Source organism: Bradyrhizobium sp. LeoB3, from assembly GCF_055456055.1.
This window is the reverse complement of record NZ_JBVBEF010000008.1, coordinates 66,864-84,483: the sequence shown is the minus strand read 5'-3', so window position 1 is coordinate 84,483 and position 17,620 is coordinate 66,864. Positions and strand designations below refer to the sequence as shown.

Here is a 17,620-nt window from a genome sequence, read left to right as displayed (position 1 = left end):
GAAAGTTGGGTTACGCCTGTAATGCGTTTTCCCTTGGCAGCGCGCGTTGCCGCGCTCCATTCCCGCGACCGTCGCCATGCCCGGGCCTGTCCCGGCCATTCACGTCCTTCTGCGCGTCCAAAACGTGGATGCCCGGGACAAGCCCGGGCATGACGAGATGCTCTTAGTTGTCAGCGGGCGCTGAGCGTCACGCCTGGCTCGCGATCGCCTTGCCGAGGGCCGCTTGCGCTGCGGCCAGACGCGCGATCGGCACGCGATAGGGCGAGCACGAGACATAGTCGAGCCCGACCTCGTGGCAGAACGCGACGGAAGCGGGATCGCCGCCGTGCTCGCCGCAGATGCCGACCTTCAGGTTGGGACGCGTCTTGCGGCCGCGCTCCACGCCGATCCTGACCAGCTCACCGACGCCGTCGCGATCGACCGAGATGAAGGGATCGATCTCGAGGATACCCTTGGCGATGTAAGTGCCGAGGAAGCTCGCGGCGTCATCGCGGCTGATGCCGTAAGTGGTCTGGGTCAGGTCGTTGGTGCCGAACGAGAAGAACTCGGCGGTCTCGGCGACCTTGCCGGCCATCAGGCAGGCGCGCGGCAGCTCGATCATCGTGCCGACCTGGTAGGTCAGCTTGGCGCCGGTCTCCTTCGTCACGGCATGCGCGGTGGCGTCGATCCGCGCCTTCACCAGGTCGAACTCGGCCTTGGTGGCGATCAGCGGCACCATCACCTCGAGCCCGACGGCCTTGCCGGTGCGCTTGCCGGCCTCGACCGCCGCCTCGAAGATCGCGCGCGCCTGCATCTCGGCGATTTCAGGATAGGCGATCGCAAGACGGCAGCCGCGGAAGCCGAGCATCGGGTTGAACTCGGCGAGTTCGCGGGCGCGATCGGCGAGCCGGCGCGGATCGGTGTTCATCGCGCGCGCGACTTCCTCGATCTCGGCCTGGGTGTGCGGCAGGAACTCGTGCAGCGGCGGATCGAGCAGGCGGATCGTGACGGGGAGGCCCTTCATGATCTCGAACAGCTCGACGAAGTCGGCGCGCTGCATCGGCAACAGCTTCGACAGCGCGGCGCGGCGCGATTGCTCGTCTTCCGACAGGATCATCTCGCGCACCGTGCGGATGCGCGTCTCCTCGAAGAACATGTGCTCGGTGCGGCAGAGGCCGATGCCCTCGGCGCCGAACTTCACCGCGGTGCGCGCATCATCAGGGGTGTCGCCGTTGACGCGAACGCCGAGCTTGCGGACGGCATCGGCCCAGCCCATCAGCGTGCCGAACTCGCCCGACAGCTCCGGCTCGATCATCGGCATGCGCCCGGCCAGCACCTGGCCGATGCCGCCATCGATGGTGATGACGTCGCCCGCCTTGAAGGTGCGCGAGCCCACGCTCATCGTGCCGCGGCCATAGTCGACGCGGATGGCGCCGCAGCCGGAGACGCAGGGCTTGCCCATGCCGCGCGCCACCACCGCGGCATGCGAGGTCATGCCGCCGCGGGTGGTCAGGATGCCCTCGGCCGCGTGCATGCCGTGGATGTCTTCCGGGCTGGTCTCGACACGGACGAGAATGACCTTGCGGCCGTCAGCCTGCAGCTTGGCAGCTTCGTCGGAGGAGAACACGATCTCGCCGGACGCCGCACCCGGCGAAGCCGGCAGGCCGGTGCAGATGATATCGCGCGTCGCCGCCGGATCGATGGTCGGGTGCAGCAATTGATCGAGCGAGGCCGGATCGATCCGCGTCACCGCATCTTCTTTCGAGATCAGGCCCTCATTGGCGAGCTCGACGGCGATGCGCAGCGCCGCCTTCGCGGTGCGCTTGCCGCCGCGGGTCTGCAGCATCCACAGCTTGCCCTCTTCGACCGTGAACTCCATGTCCTGCATGTCGCGGTAGTGCTTTTCGAGCAGCGTGTAGATCCGCGTCAGCTCCTTGAAAGCGTCGGGCATCGCGGTTTCCATCGAGGGCTTGTCGGAGCCGCTCTCCTGACGCGCGTACTCGGTGATGTCCTGCGGCGTGCGGATGCCGGCCACGACGTCCTCGCCCTGCGCGTTGATCAGGAATTCGCCGTAGAGCTTGCTCTCGCCGGTCGAGGGATTGCGGGTGAAGGCGACGCCGGTCGCCGACGTCTCGCCCATATTGCCAAACACCATCGCCTGCACATTGACGGCAGTACCCCAGGACTCCGGAATGTCGTGCAACTTGCGGTAAGTGACCGCGCGCGCGTTCATCCACGAGGAGAACACCGCGCCGATCGCGCCCCATAGCTGGTCGTGCGGATCCTGCGGGAACGGATGGCCGGTCTCGCGCTCGACCGCTTCCTTGTACTTGCCGACCAGCTCGACCCAGTCGTCACCGGTGAGGTCGGTGTCCAGCGAATAGCCCTGGCTGTCCTTGAAGGCGTCCAGGATGTCTTCGAAGTGATGGTGCTCGAAGCCGAGCACCACGTCCGAATACATCGTGATGAAGCGGCGGTAGCTGTCATAGGCAAAGCGGCGGTCACCGGAGAGATCGGCCAGCGCCTCTACGGTCTGGTCGTTCAACCCGAGATTGAGAACGGTGTCCATCATGCCCGGCATCGAGGCCCGCGCGCCGGAACGGACCGAGACCAAAAGCGGGTTCTTGGCGTCCCCGAAGATCTTGCCAGTCAGCTTGCCGACATAATCGAGCGCCTTCTCGACCTGCGTCTTCAGCTCCTTCGGATAGGTCTTCTCGTGTTCGTAGAAATAGGTGCAGACCGAGGTCGGGATCGTGAAGCCGGGCGGCACCGGCAGGCCCAGATTGGCCATCTCGGCGAGGTTGGCGCCCTTGCCGCCGAGCAGATTACGCATCTCGGCTTTGCCCTCGGCCTTGCCGTCGCCGAAGGTGAAGACCCATTTGTTGGGCTTGACCGCCGCCGCGGCCGGCTTTGACGCCGGCGCTTTCGTCACGGATTTTGCCACCGGCTTGGCGGGGGCCTTAGCAGCAGCCTTAACAGGAGCCTTGGCAACAGGAGCCTTGGCGGGAGCTTTTGCCGCCACCTTTGGCGCGCTCTTCTTCAGCGCCTTTCGCGCCGCCGGGGCGGCCTTGCGGGCCGAGGCGGATGGCTTTGATTTCGCTGCGCTTTTCTCTGCTGCTTTCTTGGACTTGGCGACGGCTTTGGCCATGGCTTTCAACAATCCGGAGTGAGGGGCAAGAAGATGGGCGCCTTACACCACTTTGGTGTGTCGGGCGCAAGCTGCGAACGGCGTTTCGATCCTACAAATGCAGCCAGCGTAAAAGCCCCATGCCGACCAGGCCCACGAAGATCAGGTAGATCGCGACGATGAAGTTCAGCAGCCGCGGCATGACCAGGATCAGAATGCCTGCGATCAGGGCCACGATGGCAGGGACATGCGCAGCGGTGATGACCATTTGAGGAAGCTCCAGCGGATTTGTTCGGAAAGGAAATCGAATCGAGGCGGGTATTGTACTGGCATCGCGTTTTCGAGCGAAGTGTTACCGGTTTCGCATGAAGGAAACGCGTCAAACCTAGGATCCGCCCCACCCGCCAGCACGGCCAGCTATTTGAGACGTTCGACGCTTCAATCGGTTCCGCTATCCACGAAAATTGCTCAAAATTGCCGCGAATATGGCCGCGCTTTTTGCGGAACATCGACGCTCGCGATGCATTGGCCTCACATTGTGCATCGGCAAAAAGCCAGCACTCGCGGCGTCTCGAAAGGAGACCCGCCTTAACGCAGAATCGTCGCGAAGGAGTGAGCCATGCGAAACCGATTCCTTGCCGTTGCAGCGATGGCGTGCGCGATCAGTGCACCGGTCGCGGCGCAGGCGCAGAGCAGGACCACCACCACCGGCGTCGTCGGCGGCAACACCGTCGTAGTCGAAGAAGGTGGCGGGATCACGGTCGACCAGCGGCCGGCATTCCGTGAATATGTCGTCCGCGAACGCGTGCCGGACTATACGATTTCCGATCGCGTGGCAGTCGGCACCGTGCTGCCGGAAACCGGCGTGACAGTCTACGACGTACCGCAGCGCTTCGGCTCAACCCCGTTCCGCTACACGGTCGTGAATGGCGAGACCGTACTGGTCGAGCCGCGCTCGCGCCGTATCGTTCAGGTGATCGACTAGCGATCAACCAGCTTTCGCCTTGAGCGAGTAGTCCGGGCGCCGTGCAAGCGGATGTGCGCGACAGCGACCGGACCCAAGAGCCCCGCCTGGCCCTCCCCTCCAGGCGGGGCTTTGCGTTGTGCTTAGAGCGTTTTCGAGCGAAGTGGACACCGGTTCGCGTGAAGAAAACGCGTCAAAACAAGAATCTAGCTAGAGCTTTGGTTCTGATTCTAGCGACTACGATCGCAGCATCGAGAGCAGCGTCGAGGTCGACTTGTAGTTCTTGATCGCGGCATCCTGGAATTCGGGTGTCCAATTCGCGGCCTGCCGCTCTTCGGAGCTCATCGAGGAATAGGCTTTCAGGATGCCAAGGCTGAGCTGGCGCGGATCGCCGGTCGATTGGCTCTGCTTTAGCGCGTCGAGGATCGAGGCGCGGGTCCGCGCATTCAATTCCTGCTTGGCCGCATAGACCTCCTCGCTGGAGAAGCGATTGTCCTTGTTCAGGGTGATCGCCGACAGCGAGCGATTGTCGAGCGGGGACAGATCGGCCAATTGCCCGGTCTTGCGCCTGGGATCGTAGACCAGCTCCTTGCCATTGCTGGCCGCCTCGCTCTTCTGACGATCGAGAAACCCGCGCACGTCGCCGGCGATATCGCTGAAGTCACGGCTCTTGTTCGGCGTCGGCTTGACCGTGCCGGCAAGCGCCGCCGCGATCGGATCGCCGGCAATTCCCGTTGGCGCCACCGTCGGGTCCGTCTGCGTCGCCTGATAACCCTTGAACACCGCGGCGCGCTGGGCGGCCCAGGTCGCCGTCGCCTTCTCTTCGGGGCTCGCGCCATCGAGATAATCCAGCGCTGCCTTGTAGCTGACATTGTAGTCGCCGGTCAGACGCGTGGTCGCCAGCGACGGCGCAAGCGCGGCATCGAAGCGCTGCTTCAACGCGCCGGCTGCCACCGCCTGCTCATCGGGGCTGAACTTGCCGCCATTGTTGGTCGAGATCGCAAACAGCGAGCGCCGATCCAGGCTCGAGAGATCGATCGTGGTCTTGCCGTCGACCAGCGGTCCCTTCACGCCGGCTGCCGCATAGAGCCGGTCGAGCGTCGCGCGTGCGTCGTTCGTGACTATCGTGAAGTCGAGCGGCGCCCCTTTTGCGAGCTGTGCGCGGGCCGCCTCAGACAAGGTCAGGTTGGTCGCACTGTTGGACGCGAGTGGATCGTTGGTCGCGCTGTCATTGGACAGCGTCGATGCCAGCGACGGCGTCGCCGCCGCCCGCGCATAGGCCGAACCATATTGGGCGTAAGGATTGAGCGCCGTGCCGATGGAGGTCATCGGGAAATTCCTGCATTTGCGCGCGGGCGATTTCCTTAAGGAACCGTTCACACGTCGCGACCTTCGCAGGACGTGGTTAACAGGGCGTAAATGTTGCGGGATATTTCCGAGCGCGAATGAGGCTCGTCATGGCCGGGCTTGTTCCGGCCATCCACGCCCTTCCTCACACGCCGACGCTAAGAACGTGGATGCCCGGGACAAGCCCGGGCATGACGGTGGAGGTTGGGGCGGCGAACGAAGCCCTTAATCCTGGATCTTCGAGAAATCCGCCACCGCGCGCGTCGCGGCACGGATCTCATTCAGCAGCTTCAGCCGGTTCTCGCGCACCTGCGGGTCGTCGTCATTGACCTTGACCTTGTCGAAGAACGCATCCACCGCCGGCCGCAGCGTCGCCATCACGCTCATCGCACCGGCGAAGTCCTCGGCCGCGACCGCGCTACTTGCCTCACGCTTGACCTGATCGATCGCCTGCGCCAGCGCCTTCTCCTCGTCCTGCCGATAGAGCGACGGATCGGGCGCGCCGTCGAACGTGCGCTTGTCCCGCTTCTCCTCGATCGCAAGGATGTTGCCCGCGCGCTTGGTGCCCGCGAGCAGGTTCTTGCCGTCATCAGTGTCGAGGAATTTGCCGAGCGCCTCGACACGACGGACCACGAGCAGGAGATCATCCTGTCCGCCGAGCGAGAACACGGCGTCGACGAGATCGTGCCGCGCGCCCTGGTCGCGAAGCTGGACCTTCAGGCGATCGGCGAAGAAGACCAACAGTGACGGCGCGATAGCAATCGGACTCTCAGCCGCCTTTACAGCATCGCTCTCGAGCAACGTGCTGACAAAGGTCGTGATCGTCTTGATGAGGCTGGTACGAATATTGTTCTCGAGGATAAGCCTGATCACCCCGAGCGCCGCGCGCCTTAGCGCATACGGGTCCTTGCTCCCCGTCGGCTTCTCATCGATCGCCCAGAAGCCAACCAGCGTATCGATCTTGTCCGCCAGCGCCGCCGCGACGCTCACGGGATCAGTCGGCACACGATCTGCCGGCCCCTGCGGCTTGTAATGCTCCTCGCTCGCTGCAGCGACTGACGCATCTTCGCCTTGCGCCAGTGCGTAGTACTTGCCCATCAGCCCCTGCAGCTCGGGGAATTCGCCGACGACTTCCGTCAGCAAATCGGCCTTCGCCAAATGCGCGGCGCGTTTCGTCTTCTCGACATCGGCGCCGACCAGCGGCGCGATCTCCGCGGCCAATCGCTCGATCCGCTTGATGCGCGCGCCCTGCGTGCCCAGCTTCTCGTGGAACACGATCTGGTCGAACTTCGGCAGCCGGTCCTCGAGCTTTGTCCTCAGATCCGTCTCGTAGAAGAACTTCGCATCCGAGAGCCGCGCGCGGATCACGCGTTCGTTGCCGGCGACGATGGCCTTGCCGCCGTCGGTGGCCTCGATGTTGGCGGTGAGGATGAACTTGTTGGTCAGCTTGCCCGTATTGGGATCGCTGACCACGAAGCATTTCTGGTTGTTGCGGATGGTGGCGCGGATCACCTCGTCCGGGATCGACAGGAAGTCCTTGTCGAACGCACCCATCAGCGCGACCGGCCATTCGACGAGGCCGGCGACCTCATCCAGCAGCCCCTGGTCCTCGACCAATTCAAAGTTCTGTGCCTGCGCCAGCGTCTTTGCATCCGCCAGGATCATGTCCTTACGCGCCTGCGGATCGAGCACGACCTTGGCCGCCTGCAGCTTGGCTTCGTAGTCATGAAAATGGCGCACGGAGATCGCAGCCGGGGCCATGAAGCGGTGGCCGAACGTCGTCTGCCCCGCCTCGATGCCATCGACCGAGAAATTCACCACATCGGGCTCCTCGGTCTCCGGACCGAAGGTGGCGGTGATCGCGTGCAGCGGACGCACCCAGGTCAGCGCGCCGGGCCGCGCCGAACGCGCGCCCCAGCGCATCGATTTCGGCCAGGGGAAGGTTCTGACGATGACCGGCAGGATCTCGGCGAGCACGTCGAGCGCGGGCCGGCCCGGTTTCTCGATCAGCGCGATGTAGAAATCGCCCTTCTTGTCGCTCTGGATTTTTGCATCGTCGATCGAGGCAAGACCCGTGGCCTTCAAGAATCCCTGGATCGCGGGCTCAGGCCCGCCGACGCGGGGGCCGCGGCGCTCTTCCTTCAGGTCCGGCTGCCGCGCCGGAATGCCGTGCACGGTCAGCGCCAGCCGCCGCGGCGTCGCGAACGCGCGGGCGCCTTCGTAGACCAATCCCTCGGCGACGAGCTTGTCGGTCACCATGCGGCGCAGATCGTCCGCCGCCTTCGCCTGCATGCGCGCGGGGATTTCCTCGGAGAACAGTTCGAGCAGAAGATCAGGCATCAGGCGGCCCTGCCGGCTTCGGTGTGGATCCAGGCTTCGCCGCAGGCCTTCGCCAGTTCGCGCACCCGCAGGATGTAGCTCTGCCGCTCCGTCACCGAGATCACGCCGCGCGCGTCGAGCAGGTTGAACACGTGGCTTGCCTTGATGCACTGGTCATAGGCCGGCAGCGCCATCAGGTGCTCGCGCTGGTTGCCGCCCTCACGCCAGCCGGCCGCGAGATATTTCTTGCAGGCTTCCTCGGCCATCCTGAACTGCTCGAACAGCATCGCGGTATCGGCAATCTCGAAATTGTGCCGCGAATATTCCTGCTCGGCCTGCAGGAACACGTCGCCATAGCTCACCTTCTCGGCGCCCTCGCGGCCGTTGAAGTTGAGGTCGTAGACGCGGTCGACGCCCTGCACATACATCGCCAGCCGCTCGAGCCCGTAGGTGAGCTCACCCGCGACAGGCGCGCATTCGACGCCCGCAACCTGCTGGAAATAGGTGAACTGCGACACTTCCATGCCGTCGCACCAGCATTCCCAGCCCAGCCCCCAGGCCCCGAGCGTCGGGCTCTCCCAATCGTCCTCGACAAAGCGGATGTCGTGCAACGCCGAATCGACGCCGATCGCAGCCAGCGATTTCAGATAAAGCTCCTGAATGTCAGGCGGCGACGGCTTCAGGATCACCTGGAACTGGTAATAGTGCTGGAGCCGGTTGGGGTTCTCGCCATACCGGCCGTCCTTGGGCCGGCGCGAGGGCTGCACATAGGCCGCGTTCCAGCGCTTGGGGCCGAGCGCGCGCAGCGTCGTGGCGGGATGGAACGTGCCGGCGCCGACCTCCATGTCGTAGGGCTGCAGGATCACGCAGCCGTAATCCGCCCAGTAGCGCTGCAGCGTCAGGATCAGTCCCTGGAACGAACGTTCCGGGCGCATATGGGCAGGCAGGGAATCCATCGTCGGCATCGGTCTCGCGATGAGGGGTTTGAAAGCGCGCGGACCGTATCGGCGCGAAGACGGGGAATCAAGGCGAACGCACCTGCCGATTGCGCGAAAGACGCGTCCCACGTGCTCCGTCATGGCCGGGCTAGTCCCGGCCATCCACGTCTTTGGCAGCAGCAGGAAGAAGGGCGTGGATGCCCGGGACCCGGCTACGCCCAGGCTTCGCCGGGCACTCTAGTGTCAGTCCGGCGAAGCGATAGCGAAGACGGGCAAGCCCGGGCATGACGAGTATGTGAGTCCCTAGCCCGGCCGGTAGGCGCCGGTGACGGGGTCGCGGCGCAGGGTTGGAATCTCGCTGCGGCTGACGGCCTCGGCCATGTGGGCGCGACGCGCCTCTTCCAGTTCCTCGTTGATCCGCACGGCCGTGCGATAGGCCCAGCGGACCACGGCGAGCCCTCCCAAAACGCCCGCAAATGCGATCATGGCTGGCATCGGTCGATCCTTGTCGTTCACCTCTCAGGCCCCCAATACCTAATAGTTTCGCTTAAGCTGGGCGCATCCGCAATCAACCTTTTGGTATCGGATGCGGCAAACGGCGGCAGCTTCAAAGCGTTTTCGAGCGAAGCATGCCCTCGGACTTGATCCGAGGGTGGACACCGGTTCGCGTGAAGAAAACGCGTCAAAATAAAGAATCTGGACGTTCGGTTCTGATTTCAATCAGAACCGAAGGTCTAGAACCCGAATTTGGCCCAGATCGCCCGCGTTTCCAGCGCCGAGATCAAATCATCCGGCAGTCCTCCGAGCGGGTCCAGCGCCGCCAGCGAACCCGCGCCCGGCGCCCGCCTGCCCAGGAGCCCCGACAACAGCCCGCTCGCGGGCGCGATCACCGGCGTCAGCACCTTCTCGCCGTAGCGGGCGCGGAGCGTCGAGCGGAGGTCTCCGATCCCGTCCGCCAGGCCGAGGGTGACAGAGGATTCGCCCGCCCAATATTCGCCGGTGAAGAGCACATCGTCGGCGCCTTTCAGCCGCGCGCCGCGGCTCTGCTTGACCAGCGCGATGAAAATCTCGTGGATCTCGCGCTGGATCGACTTCAGCCGCGCCACCTCCTCGGGCTTCTCGGGCAGGAACGGATCGAGCATCGCCTTGTGTTCGCCGGCGGTATAGAGCCGCCGCTCGACGCCGATCTTCCGGATCAGTTCCTGGAAGCCGAAGCTGCCGCCGACCACCCCGATCGAACCGAGAATGGAGGACGGATCGCAGAAGATCTCGTCGCCCGCGCAGGCGATCATGTAGCCACCGGAGGCCGCGACATCCTCGACGAACACCAGGACGGGCAGCTTCTTCTCGGCAGCGAGCTGCCGGATCCGCAAATAGATCTGGCGTGACTGCACCGGCGAGCCGCCGGGCGAATTGATCACCAGCGCCACCGCCTTGGCGTTGCGGATCGCGAACGCGCGCTCGAGCGTCTTCGCGATCCCGGCGAGCGTCATGCCGGGCCGCAGCGGCGTCACTGCACCGATCACGCCCGACAGTCGCACCACCGGCACCACGGCCGTTCCACGCCGCAGCCGCGCCGGGAGCCAGCCCTCGACCCTGTCGAGCAAGCCCGGCAGTCCGGGGCGATCAATTCTTTGTTCACTCATTCCCGTTACCTCGAATTAACCGTTTTTTATCCCGCCACTGTCATCCAGTGATGGAACGCCCCTTGCATCGCGGTGTTCTAGTCGCAATCGCGCAGCGGAGAGCAAGATGAAAATCTATCTGCTGATTTTGCTGATCGGTACCCTGCTCGCGGCGGTTCACTTTACCGCAGCACCCGAACGGCAATCGGACAGGCTCCCGCAGCAGTAACACGACACGTCCGCGGTCCGGCATCTTCATCCGGCGAGCGACAATATCCCCTTCCCCATCAAGCTCTCCTGTACCTCTTTATTAGGCACGCCCGATGCGTCATTGAGCACGAGAGCGGCATGGAGGCGCGTCGGCGCGCGGCCACCTTTGACCGCGCGAAGCAGGATGCGGCCCGCTGCCGCGGTCACATCGGCGTGAACGGGCAGGATTTCAAGGCTGCCGAATCCGCGATCGAGCGCGGCCAGCACCTCGGCGATGCCATCGGCGCGCCAGATCAGCGTCAATTCTCCCCCGGATTTCAGGATGCGCCGCGCGGCATGGATCCAGCCCGGCAGGGTTGTCGCCGACGCGATGTGCGCGACCTCGCGCGCCCGGTCCGGCGAAGCGCGGTGGCGCCTGGAATCATTGAAAGGCGGATTCATCAGCACGACGTCGACGCTATCGGGCGGCAGGCCGGCGGCGGCAAAGGCCTCCGCTGACGATTCGACGTCGAGCACGATCACCTCAGCGGCAATCGCATTGGCGGCGGCGTTCGCGCGCGCCAGTGCCGCAAGCTGCGCGTCGATCTCGACCAGCACCAGACCGATGCCGGCAACGCGTTTGGCCAGCGCAAGGCCGGCAGCGCCGACGCCGGCGCCGAGATCGGCCACGCGATCGCCGTGACGCGCCCGCGTCGCGGCGGCGAGCAGCATGGCGTCATGCCCGGCGCGGTGACCCGACTTGAGCTGTCGCAGCAGCAATCGTCCGCCGAGAAAGGCGTCCTCGCTGACGTCGTCACCGTGCTCGGTGACGTCTTCACTCATCGGCGCGCAATTCATGCGCGAAACCCGCATCGGCCAACAACTCGCGCGCGGCGCGGTTGTCGTCCTCATGGACCAGGATCCGCCGCGGCAGGATGCCGAGCGACCCCTCGATGACGCTCATGTTCTGGTCCAGCACCAGATGATGGATATTGGCGCTGTCGAGCAATGCTGTGATCGCAGACACCAGCACCATGTCATTGGTTCGGACCAATTCCCGCAAGTGTTCGTTCTCCATGTTTCATGCCCAGCGCAGACCATGCGACAGATGTCAACAGCTTCGTACTATTGCCGCCCCAGCGCGCAGTTTCTATTGTAGCCTTCAGGCGCGGTGATCGAGTTGCCGGATCACGCCCTAGGATAGTGTGAATTCGGCAAATTTGGAGACCAGCGTGGCGGTTATTGTCCCCTTTGAAAACCCGTCGAACGCTTCGATAGACCCGCTGGTCGCCCTGGTCGCCGCCGACATGGAACGCGTCAATGCGACCATCCTGACGCGGACCGGCTCAGAGGTCACCATGATCCCGGAGGTCGCCAACCACCTGATCTCCTCCGGGGGAAAACGCCTGCGGCCGATGCTGACATTGGCGATGGCCCAGCTCTCCGGCTATTCCGGGGACGGCCATATCAAGCTCGCCGCCGCCGTCGAGTTCATGCATACCGCAACCCTGCTGCATGACGACGTGGTCGACGAAAGCGAGCTCCGGCGCGGCAAATTGTCGGCACGGATGCTCTGGGGCAACGAGGCCAGCGTCCTGGTCGGCGACTTCCTGCTCGGGCAGGCCTTCCGCATGATGGTCGAGGTCGGCTCGTTGCGCGCGCTCGACATCCTCTCCTCCGCCGCTGCCACCATCGCCGAGGGCGAGGTGATGCAGCTTGCCGCCGCCAAGAACACCGCGACCACCGAGGATGAATATCTCGCCGTGATCCGCGGCAAGACCGCGGAATTGTTCGCCGCCGCCTGCGAGGTCGGCCCCGTCATCGCCAACCGGCCGAAGGCGGAGCAGACCGCCTGCCGCTCGGTCGGCATGAATCTCGGCATCGCCTTCCAGCTTGTCGACGACGTGCTCGACTATGGTGGCAAGTCAGCCAAGCTCGGCAAGAATGTCGGCGACGATTTTCGCGAGGGCAAGATCACGCTGCCGGTGGTGCTGGCCTTCCGCCGCGGCAATGACAGCGAACGCGAGTTCTGGGTCCGCGCGCTGGAGCAAGGCGAGATCCGCGGCGGCGATCTCGACCACGCCATCGGCTTGATGACCAAGCACCGCGCGCTCGAGGACACGCTGACCCGCGCCCACCACTACGGCGCCATGGCCGTCGACGCGCTGGCGCTGTTTCCGCCCTCACCGATGAAGACCGCACTCGAGCAGGTCGTAGCCTTCTGCCTGGCGCGCTCGCATTGAACGATGCGTAGGATGGGTAGAGCGCAGCGTGCCCACCCTACAACTCGTCGTCGTCATTGCGAGCGCAGCGAAGCAATCCATCTCACCGCTTGTGGAGATATGGATTGCTTCGTCGCTTCGCTCCTCGCAATGACGGTGTAGCTAGCTCAGCACGCCCGAATGCACCCACCAGATGGGGTGCTGGCGGCGCAGCTTCTCGGCGGCGCGCTGGGCGTCGGCGGTGTTCTCGTAGATCGCAAAGCATGTGGCGCCGGAGCCGGACATCCGCGCGAGCCATGCACCATCGGTGGCGTTGAGCGCGGCGATCACCTCGCCGATCACCGGCTGGATGCGCACCGCCGGCGCTTCCAGGTCGTTCGAGCTGCCGGCAAGGGCCTCGACCCATTCTTCGAGCGAGCCGCCCTGCTCCGGCCAGGACGGCGCCTGCAGCATCACGTCGGTGGCGCCGACCAGGAGGTCGCCGGGGCGCAAGCCAAGCTCCGCGAACACGTCCTTGGTGGCGACGGGGATCCGCGGATTGACCATGACGCACGGCAGCTTCGGCAGGTTGAGCGGCATCAGCGTCTCGCCGACCCCGGTCATGTCGCAGGCATGCGAGGCGACGCAGACCGGCACGTCGGCACCGGTTTTCAGCGCAACGTCGCGCAAACGCTCGTCGTCGAGGGCGAGATCGTTCAGTCGCGCGAGCAGCCGCAGCGCCGCCGCGGCATCGGCCGAACCGCCGCCGATCCCGGCGGCCACCGGCAACACTTTCTCCAGCACAAAGCTGCCGGCCTTCAGGCCGGGAACGCGCTCGCCGAGCAGGCGCGCGGCCTTCAGCACGAGATTATCAGCGGTCTCGCCGCAGGCCTCCGCCATCGGCCCTGACGTCGTGAGCGTGAGTTCTTCGCCCGGCGTCAGCGTCAGGCGATCGGCACAATCGGCGAACGCCACCACGCTTTCAAGGTCGTGATAGCCGTCGACGCGCCGCCCAATCACCCGCAGGGTCAGGTTGACCTTGGCACGTGCGTCCTCAATCAGCGCCGGCATCGACAAACCGCCCCCATAATCTCTTTGGATCAGCCCCCCTTGCCGTCTTCTTTCTTCTTCTCGACGGCGGCGGCGTTGTTAGAGGCGTCCTCCGGCAGGCCGTTCTCGATCTTGGCTTCGATCTTCGGCAGTTCGTCGGCCTCCGGCTTGAGGTCGCGCGCATGCGCCCACTGGAACTTGGCTTCGAGCGTGCGGCCGACCCGCCAATAGGCATCGCCGAGATGGTCGTTGATGGTCGGATCTTCCGGCTTGAGGTCGATGGCGCGCTCGAGCTGCTTCACTGCCTCATCGTAATTGCCGATACGGTAATAGGCCCAGCCGAGCGAATCCACGATGTAGCCGTCGTCGGGGCGCTGCTCGACGGCACGCTTGATCATCTTCATGCCCTCGTCGAGATTGATGCCCTGATCGATCCAGGAATAGCCGAGATAGTTCAGCACGTGCGGCTGCTCGGGCTGCATCTCCAGCGCCTTTCGCATGTCAGCTTCGGCCTTGGTCCACTGCTTGGAGCGCTCCTCGCAGATGCCGCGGTAGTAGTAGGTAACCCAGGCGTTCTTGTCGCCGGCCGTCGGCATCGCATCGATCGCCTGCGTGTAGGTGCCAGCGCAATCGGCGAACTTCTTGCGGCCACGCTCGATATTGCCGAGCGCCATGATGGCCTCGATGTCCTTCGGCGATTCGGCGGTGAGTTCCTTCAGGATCTTGATCGCCTCGTCGCTGCGGTCGGCGGCGTCGAGATCGGTCGCAAGCTGGATCTGCGCGTTGCGCTTCAGCGGCGATGAGGCCGGCATCCGCTCATAGATCTTGATCGCCATCTGCGGTTTCTTGACGCTCTCATAGAGGTCAGCGAGCGAAAGCAGCGCCAGCGGATGATTGGGCTGCAGGTACAGCGCAAGCTGCAGATAGACCAGCGCCAGATCCTCGCCGCCGCGGCGCGTCAGCGTCGCGCCGATGCCATAGAGCGCTTCGGCCGCACCGGACTGCGCCGAATCGACCAGCGGCGATAGCTTCTTGCCGGCCTTGGCCTCGCGGATGCCCTCCTGCACCAGCGGATGGCGCGGCAACTTCTTGTCGAAGGCCTCATAGAGGGACGTAGCGGCAGCCGCATCCTTGTTGCGCGACGACCAGCGCGCATATTCGTCCACGATCCGCAACATGGAATCATCGAGCTTGTAGGCGCGCTCGAAGCGGGTGCCCGCGTCCTTCTCCTTGCCGGAAAGCTCCAGGATCATGCCGGCGTGGAGATCCTTGAACAGCGGATACCATTCCGGGCCGGTGAGCTTGTCGATGTTGGCGACCGCCACCTTGGCATCGCCCGCGCCATAGCTCGCCCAGGCTGCCAGCAGCGTCGCGACCAGGTCGGTGATCGGTCCGCGGATCGACTGATTGACGTTGACCTGCGCGGCCGCGTACTTCTTCAGCTTCAGGTCGCGTACGCCGACGACGAGCCGCGCGACGCGGTTCGACTTGTCCTGCGCGAGGATGCGGTCGGCAAGCTTGACGGCCTCGTCGATGTCGCCTTCGGCCAGCGAGGAGATGAAGGCGCGGTCGAGCAGTTCGTTGTTCTTCGGATCGGTGCGGAGTGCCGAGCGGTAAAATGCCGCAGCGGAGGCCGCATCGCGCTCGACGCTGGCGTGGCGGGCGGCGAGATAGCTGCCGGCCGTGGTCAGCGATTTCAAATCGTTCTTGGTCGGAAACTGCGCCGCGTTGTCGGCAGGATGATCCGGCGTCTGCGCATAGAGCGCGCCAGGTGCGGCGAGCATGGCCAGGCTGAGAGCAGCAATCGTCCAGCGGTTAAAGCGTGTAGAAAGCATCACGGTTCGCCTTGCTCCAAGGGATTTACGGCGGGATTAACGGCGGCGATCTCTCAGGATCAGTGTCGAATGCAAACCCAAGCGGCGGCATCCCGGCCAGCGACAATGCCGTTTTTGGCCTTCAACCGCAAGGACACGGGTGGCGAATCGATTGGCAGATTGGCCTTCGAAGCCGCCGATTTAGCCAACAATACCGGAAAACGCTTCCAGTGTGGCGGTATCGTGGCCGGTGCGGCCCGATTATCGGAGCATCCACTCACGCAATTGTGGTCACCCCCGGCTTTATATCGCTGCTTGCACCACCACGGTCACATCGCCTCGTAGTTGGGCCCGCCACCGCCCTCGGGAGGAACCCAGGTGATGTTACCGTTCGGGTCCTTCACGTCGCAGGTTTTGCAGTGGACACAGTTCTGCGCGTTGATCTGGAAACGCGGGCCTGAGGCTTCCTCGACCCATTCATAGACACCGGCCGGGCAATAGCGGTTGGACGGGCCGGCATAGACGTCGTGCTCCGACGTCTTCTGCAGGTTCATGTCGGCGACCTTTAGATGGACCGGCTGGTCCTCCTCATGGTTGGTGTTGGAGAGGAACACCGAGGACAATTTGTCGAACGAGATCTTGCCGTCCGGCTTCGGATAGGCGATCGGCGTGTGCTGTTTCGCCGGGTCCAGCGTCTTGCGATCGGGCTTGGCGTGCGACTGGGTTCCGAACAGCGAGAAGCCCAGCGTGTTGCACCACATGTCGAAGCCGCCGAGTGCCACGCCGAGCACCGTGCCGAATTTCGACCACAGCGGCTTGACGTTCCTGACACGATGGAGGTCCTTGCCGATGGCGGACTCGCGCCAGGCGTTTTCATACTCCACGAGCTCGTCATTGGCGCGGCCGGCGCCGATCGCCGCCGCCACATGCTCCGCAGCGAGCATGCCGCTGCCCATCGCGTTGTGGACGCCCTTGATGCGCGGCACGTTGACGAAGCCGGCCGCGCAGCCGATCAGCGCGCCGCCCGGGAAGGTCAGCCGCGGCACCGACTGGTAGCCGCCTTCGGTGATGGCTCGCGCGCCATAACCGAGCCGCTTGCCGCCTTCGAGCACGGCGCGGATCGAGGGATGCGTTTTGAAGCGCTGGAATTCGTCGAACGGCGACAGATACGGATCGTCGTAGTTGAGATGCACGACGAAGCCGACCGCAACGCGGTTGTCGTCGTAGTGATAGAGGAACGAGCCGCCGCCGGTGGAATTGTTGAGCGGCCAGCCGAAGGAATGCTGAATCAGGCCCTTCTGGTGCTTGGCGGGATCGATCTGCCACACCTCTTTCAAGCCGATGCCGAATTTCGGCGGCTCGCTCTTGGCATCGAGCTGGTACTTCGCGATGAGCTGCTTCGACAGGCTGCCGCGCGCGCCTTCGGCGAACAGCGTGTATTTGCCGACGAGCTCCATGCCGCGAGTGTAGGAGTCCTTGTGCGAGCCGTCCTTGGCGATGCCCATGTCGCCGGTGGCGATGCCGCGCACATTGCCATTGTCGTCATAGAGCACTTCGGCGGCAGCAAAGCCCGGATAGATTTCGACGCCCAGCGCTTCCGCCTTGGGCGCCAGCCAGCGGCAGACATTGCCGAGCGAGCCGATATAGCAGTGATGATTGTTCATCAGCGGCGGCATCATGAAGTTCGGCAGCCGGATCGCGCCCGCGGCCGTCATCCAGTAGAAGCGGTCGTCCTTCACCTGGGTCTTCAGCGGACAGTCGGCATCCTCGCGCCAGTCCGGAATCAATTTGTCGAGCGCCGCCGGATCGATCACCGCGCCGGAGAGGATATGCGCGCCGACCTCGGAACCCTTCTCCACCACGACGATGCTGAGATCGGGATTGAGCTGTTTCAGCCGGATCGCAGCCGAGAGGCCCGACGGTCCGGCGCCGACGATCACGACGTCGAATTCCATGGATTCGCGGGGCGGTAATTCTTCGGTGCTCATGGTCTCTTCTCAGCCCGGTTGAGAACGCTTCTAATTCGTTAGGCTGCGTTGTTTCCGATTTTTGTCGCGAGGACAACCA

The 17,620-nt window shown here is 64.3% G+C and carries 14 protein-coding genes; 2 read left to right on the top strand and 12 right to left on the bottom strand.

Features of this window, described 5'->3' with window-relative positions; genetic code table 11:
• Window positions 1-187 precede the first annotated feature (187 nt).
• Both ppdK and ACZXDY_RS09105 read right to left on the bottom strand, forming a co-directional pair.
• Entirely contained in the window at window positions 188-3,127 is a 2,940-nt protein-coding gene (gene ppdK, locus ACZXDY_RS09110; protein WP_464345241.1) for a pyruvate, phosphate dikinase, read from the bottom strand.
• A gap of 91 nt (window positions 3,128-3,218) precedes the next feature.
• Window positions 3,219-3,374, bottom strand: a complete 156-nt coding sequence (locus ACZXDY_RS09105; RefSeq protein ID WP_080663951.1) for a DUF3096 domain-containing protein — start codon at window positions 3,372-3,374, stop codon at window positions 3,219-3,221.
• Window positions 3,375-3,725: 351 nt separating this feature from the next.
• Here ACZXDY_RS09105 and ACZXDY_RS09100 point away from each other — a divergent pair, with 351 nt between their 5' ends.
• The gene (locus ACZXDY_RS09100) at window positions 3,726-4,091 is read left to right on the top strand and encodes a DUF1236 domain-containing protein (protein WP_456645792.1); all 366 of its coding nucleotides are present in this window, start codon (window positions 3,726-3,728) and stop codon (window positions 4,089-4,091) included.
• A gap of 216 nt (window positions 4,092-4,307) precedes the next feature.
• Here ACZXDY_RS09100 and ACZXDY_RS09095 read toward each other — a convergent pair whose 3' ends face one another.
• The 7 genes from ACZXDY_RS09095 to ACZXDY_RS09065 form a co-directional block, all read right to left on the bottom strand.
• The gene (locus tag ACZXDY_RS09095) at window positions 4,308-5,399 is read right to left on the bottom strand and encodes a hypothetical protein (protein ID WP_464345240.1); all 1,092 of its coding nucleotides are present in this window, start codon (window positions 5,397-5,399) and stop codon (window positions 4,308-4,310) included.
• Between the two features lie 243 nt (window positions 5,400-5,642).
• Entirely contained in the window at window positions 5,643-7,757 is a 2,115-nt protein-coding gene (gene glyS, locus ACZXDY_RS09090; RefSeq protein WP_464345239.1) for a glycine--tRNA ligase subunit beta, read from the bottom strand.
• Complete coding sequence (locus ACZXDY_RS09085; protein WP_130225596.1) at window positions 7,757-8,692, bottom strand: glycine--tRNA ligase subunit alpha; 936 nt, start codon at window positions 8,690-8,692, stop codon at window positions 7,757-7,759. The genes glyS and ACZXDY_RS09085 overlap by 1 nt, the downstream gene beginning before the upstream one ends.
• 285 nt (window positions 8,693-8,977) lie before the next feature.
• A complete protein-coding gene (locus tag ACZXDY_RS09080) occupies window positions 8,978-9,169 on the bottom strand; it encodes a hypothetical protein (RefSeq protein ID WP_130582922.1) in 192 nt (63 codons plus the stop codon).
• Between the two features lie 239 nt (window positions 9,170-9,408).
• Window positions 9,409-10,320: a S49 family peptidase gene (locus tag ACZXDY_RS09075; protein ID WP_464345238.1), complete on the bottom strand. Its 912-nt coding sequence runs from the start codon at window positions 10,318-10,320 to the stop codon at window positions 9,409-9,411.
• A gap of 234 nt (window positions 10,321-10,554) precedes the next feature.
• Window positions 10,555-11,331, bottom strand: coding sequence for a methyltransferase (locus tag ACZXDY_RS09070; protein WP_464345237.1), 777 nt, complete (start codon window positions 11,329-11,331; stop codon window positions 10,555-10,557).
• Entirely contained in the window at window positions 11,324-11,551 is a 228-nt protein-coding gene (locus tag ACZXDY_RS09065; protein ID WP_028166900.1) for a putative signal transducing protein, read from the bottom strand. Before ACZXDY_RS09065 ends, ACZXDY_RS09070 begins: the two co-directional genes overlap by 8 nt.
• A 169-nt stretch (window positions 11,552-11,720) precedes the next feature.
• On the opposite strand from ACZXDY_RS09065, the gene ACZXDY_RS09060 reads away from it, so the two are divergent.
• Window positions 11,721-12,731 carry a polyprenyl synthetase family protein gene (locus ACZXDY_RS09060; RefSeq protein ID WP_028166899.1) on the top strand — a complete coding sequence of 337 codons (1,011 nt, stop codon included), beginning with the start codon at window positions 11,721-11,723 and terminating at the stop codon, window positions 12,729-12,731.
• Between the two features lie 141 nt (window positions 12,732-12,872).
• Here the strand turns inward: ACZXDY_RS09060 and ACZXDY_RS09055 are convergent, their stop codons facing one another.
• The 3 genes from ACZXDY_RS09055 to ACZXDY_RS09045 form a co-directional block, all read right to left on the bottom strand.
• Entirely contained in the window at window positions 12,873-13,760 is an 888-nt protein-coding gene (locus tag ACZXDY_RS09055) for a 4-(cytidine 5'-diphospho)-2-C-methyl-D-erythritol kinase (protein WP_028166898.1), read from the bottom strand.
• Window positions 13,761-13,789: 29 nt separating this feature from the next.
• Window positions 13,790-15,574, bottom strand: a complete 1,785-nt coding sequence (locus ACZXDY_RS09050) for a tetratricopeptide repeat protein (RefSeq protein ID WP_130225601.1) — start codon at window positions 15,572-15,574, stop codon at window positions 13,790-13,792.
• 308 nt (window positions 15,575-15,882) lie between these two features.
• On the bottom strand, window positions 15,883-17,541 hold the full coding sequence (locus ACZXDY_RS09045; protein ID WP_464345236.1) for an electron transfer flavoprotein-ubiquinone oxidoreductase: 1,659 nt from the start codon (window positions 17,539-17,541) through the stop codon (window positions 15,883-15,885).
• Window positions 17,542-17,620: the final 79 nt, after the last annotated feature.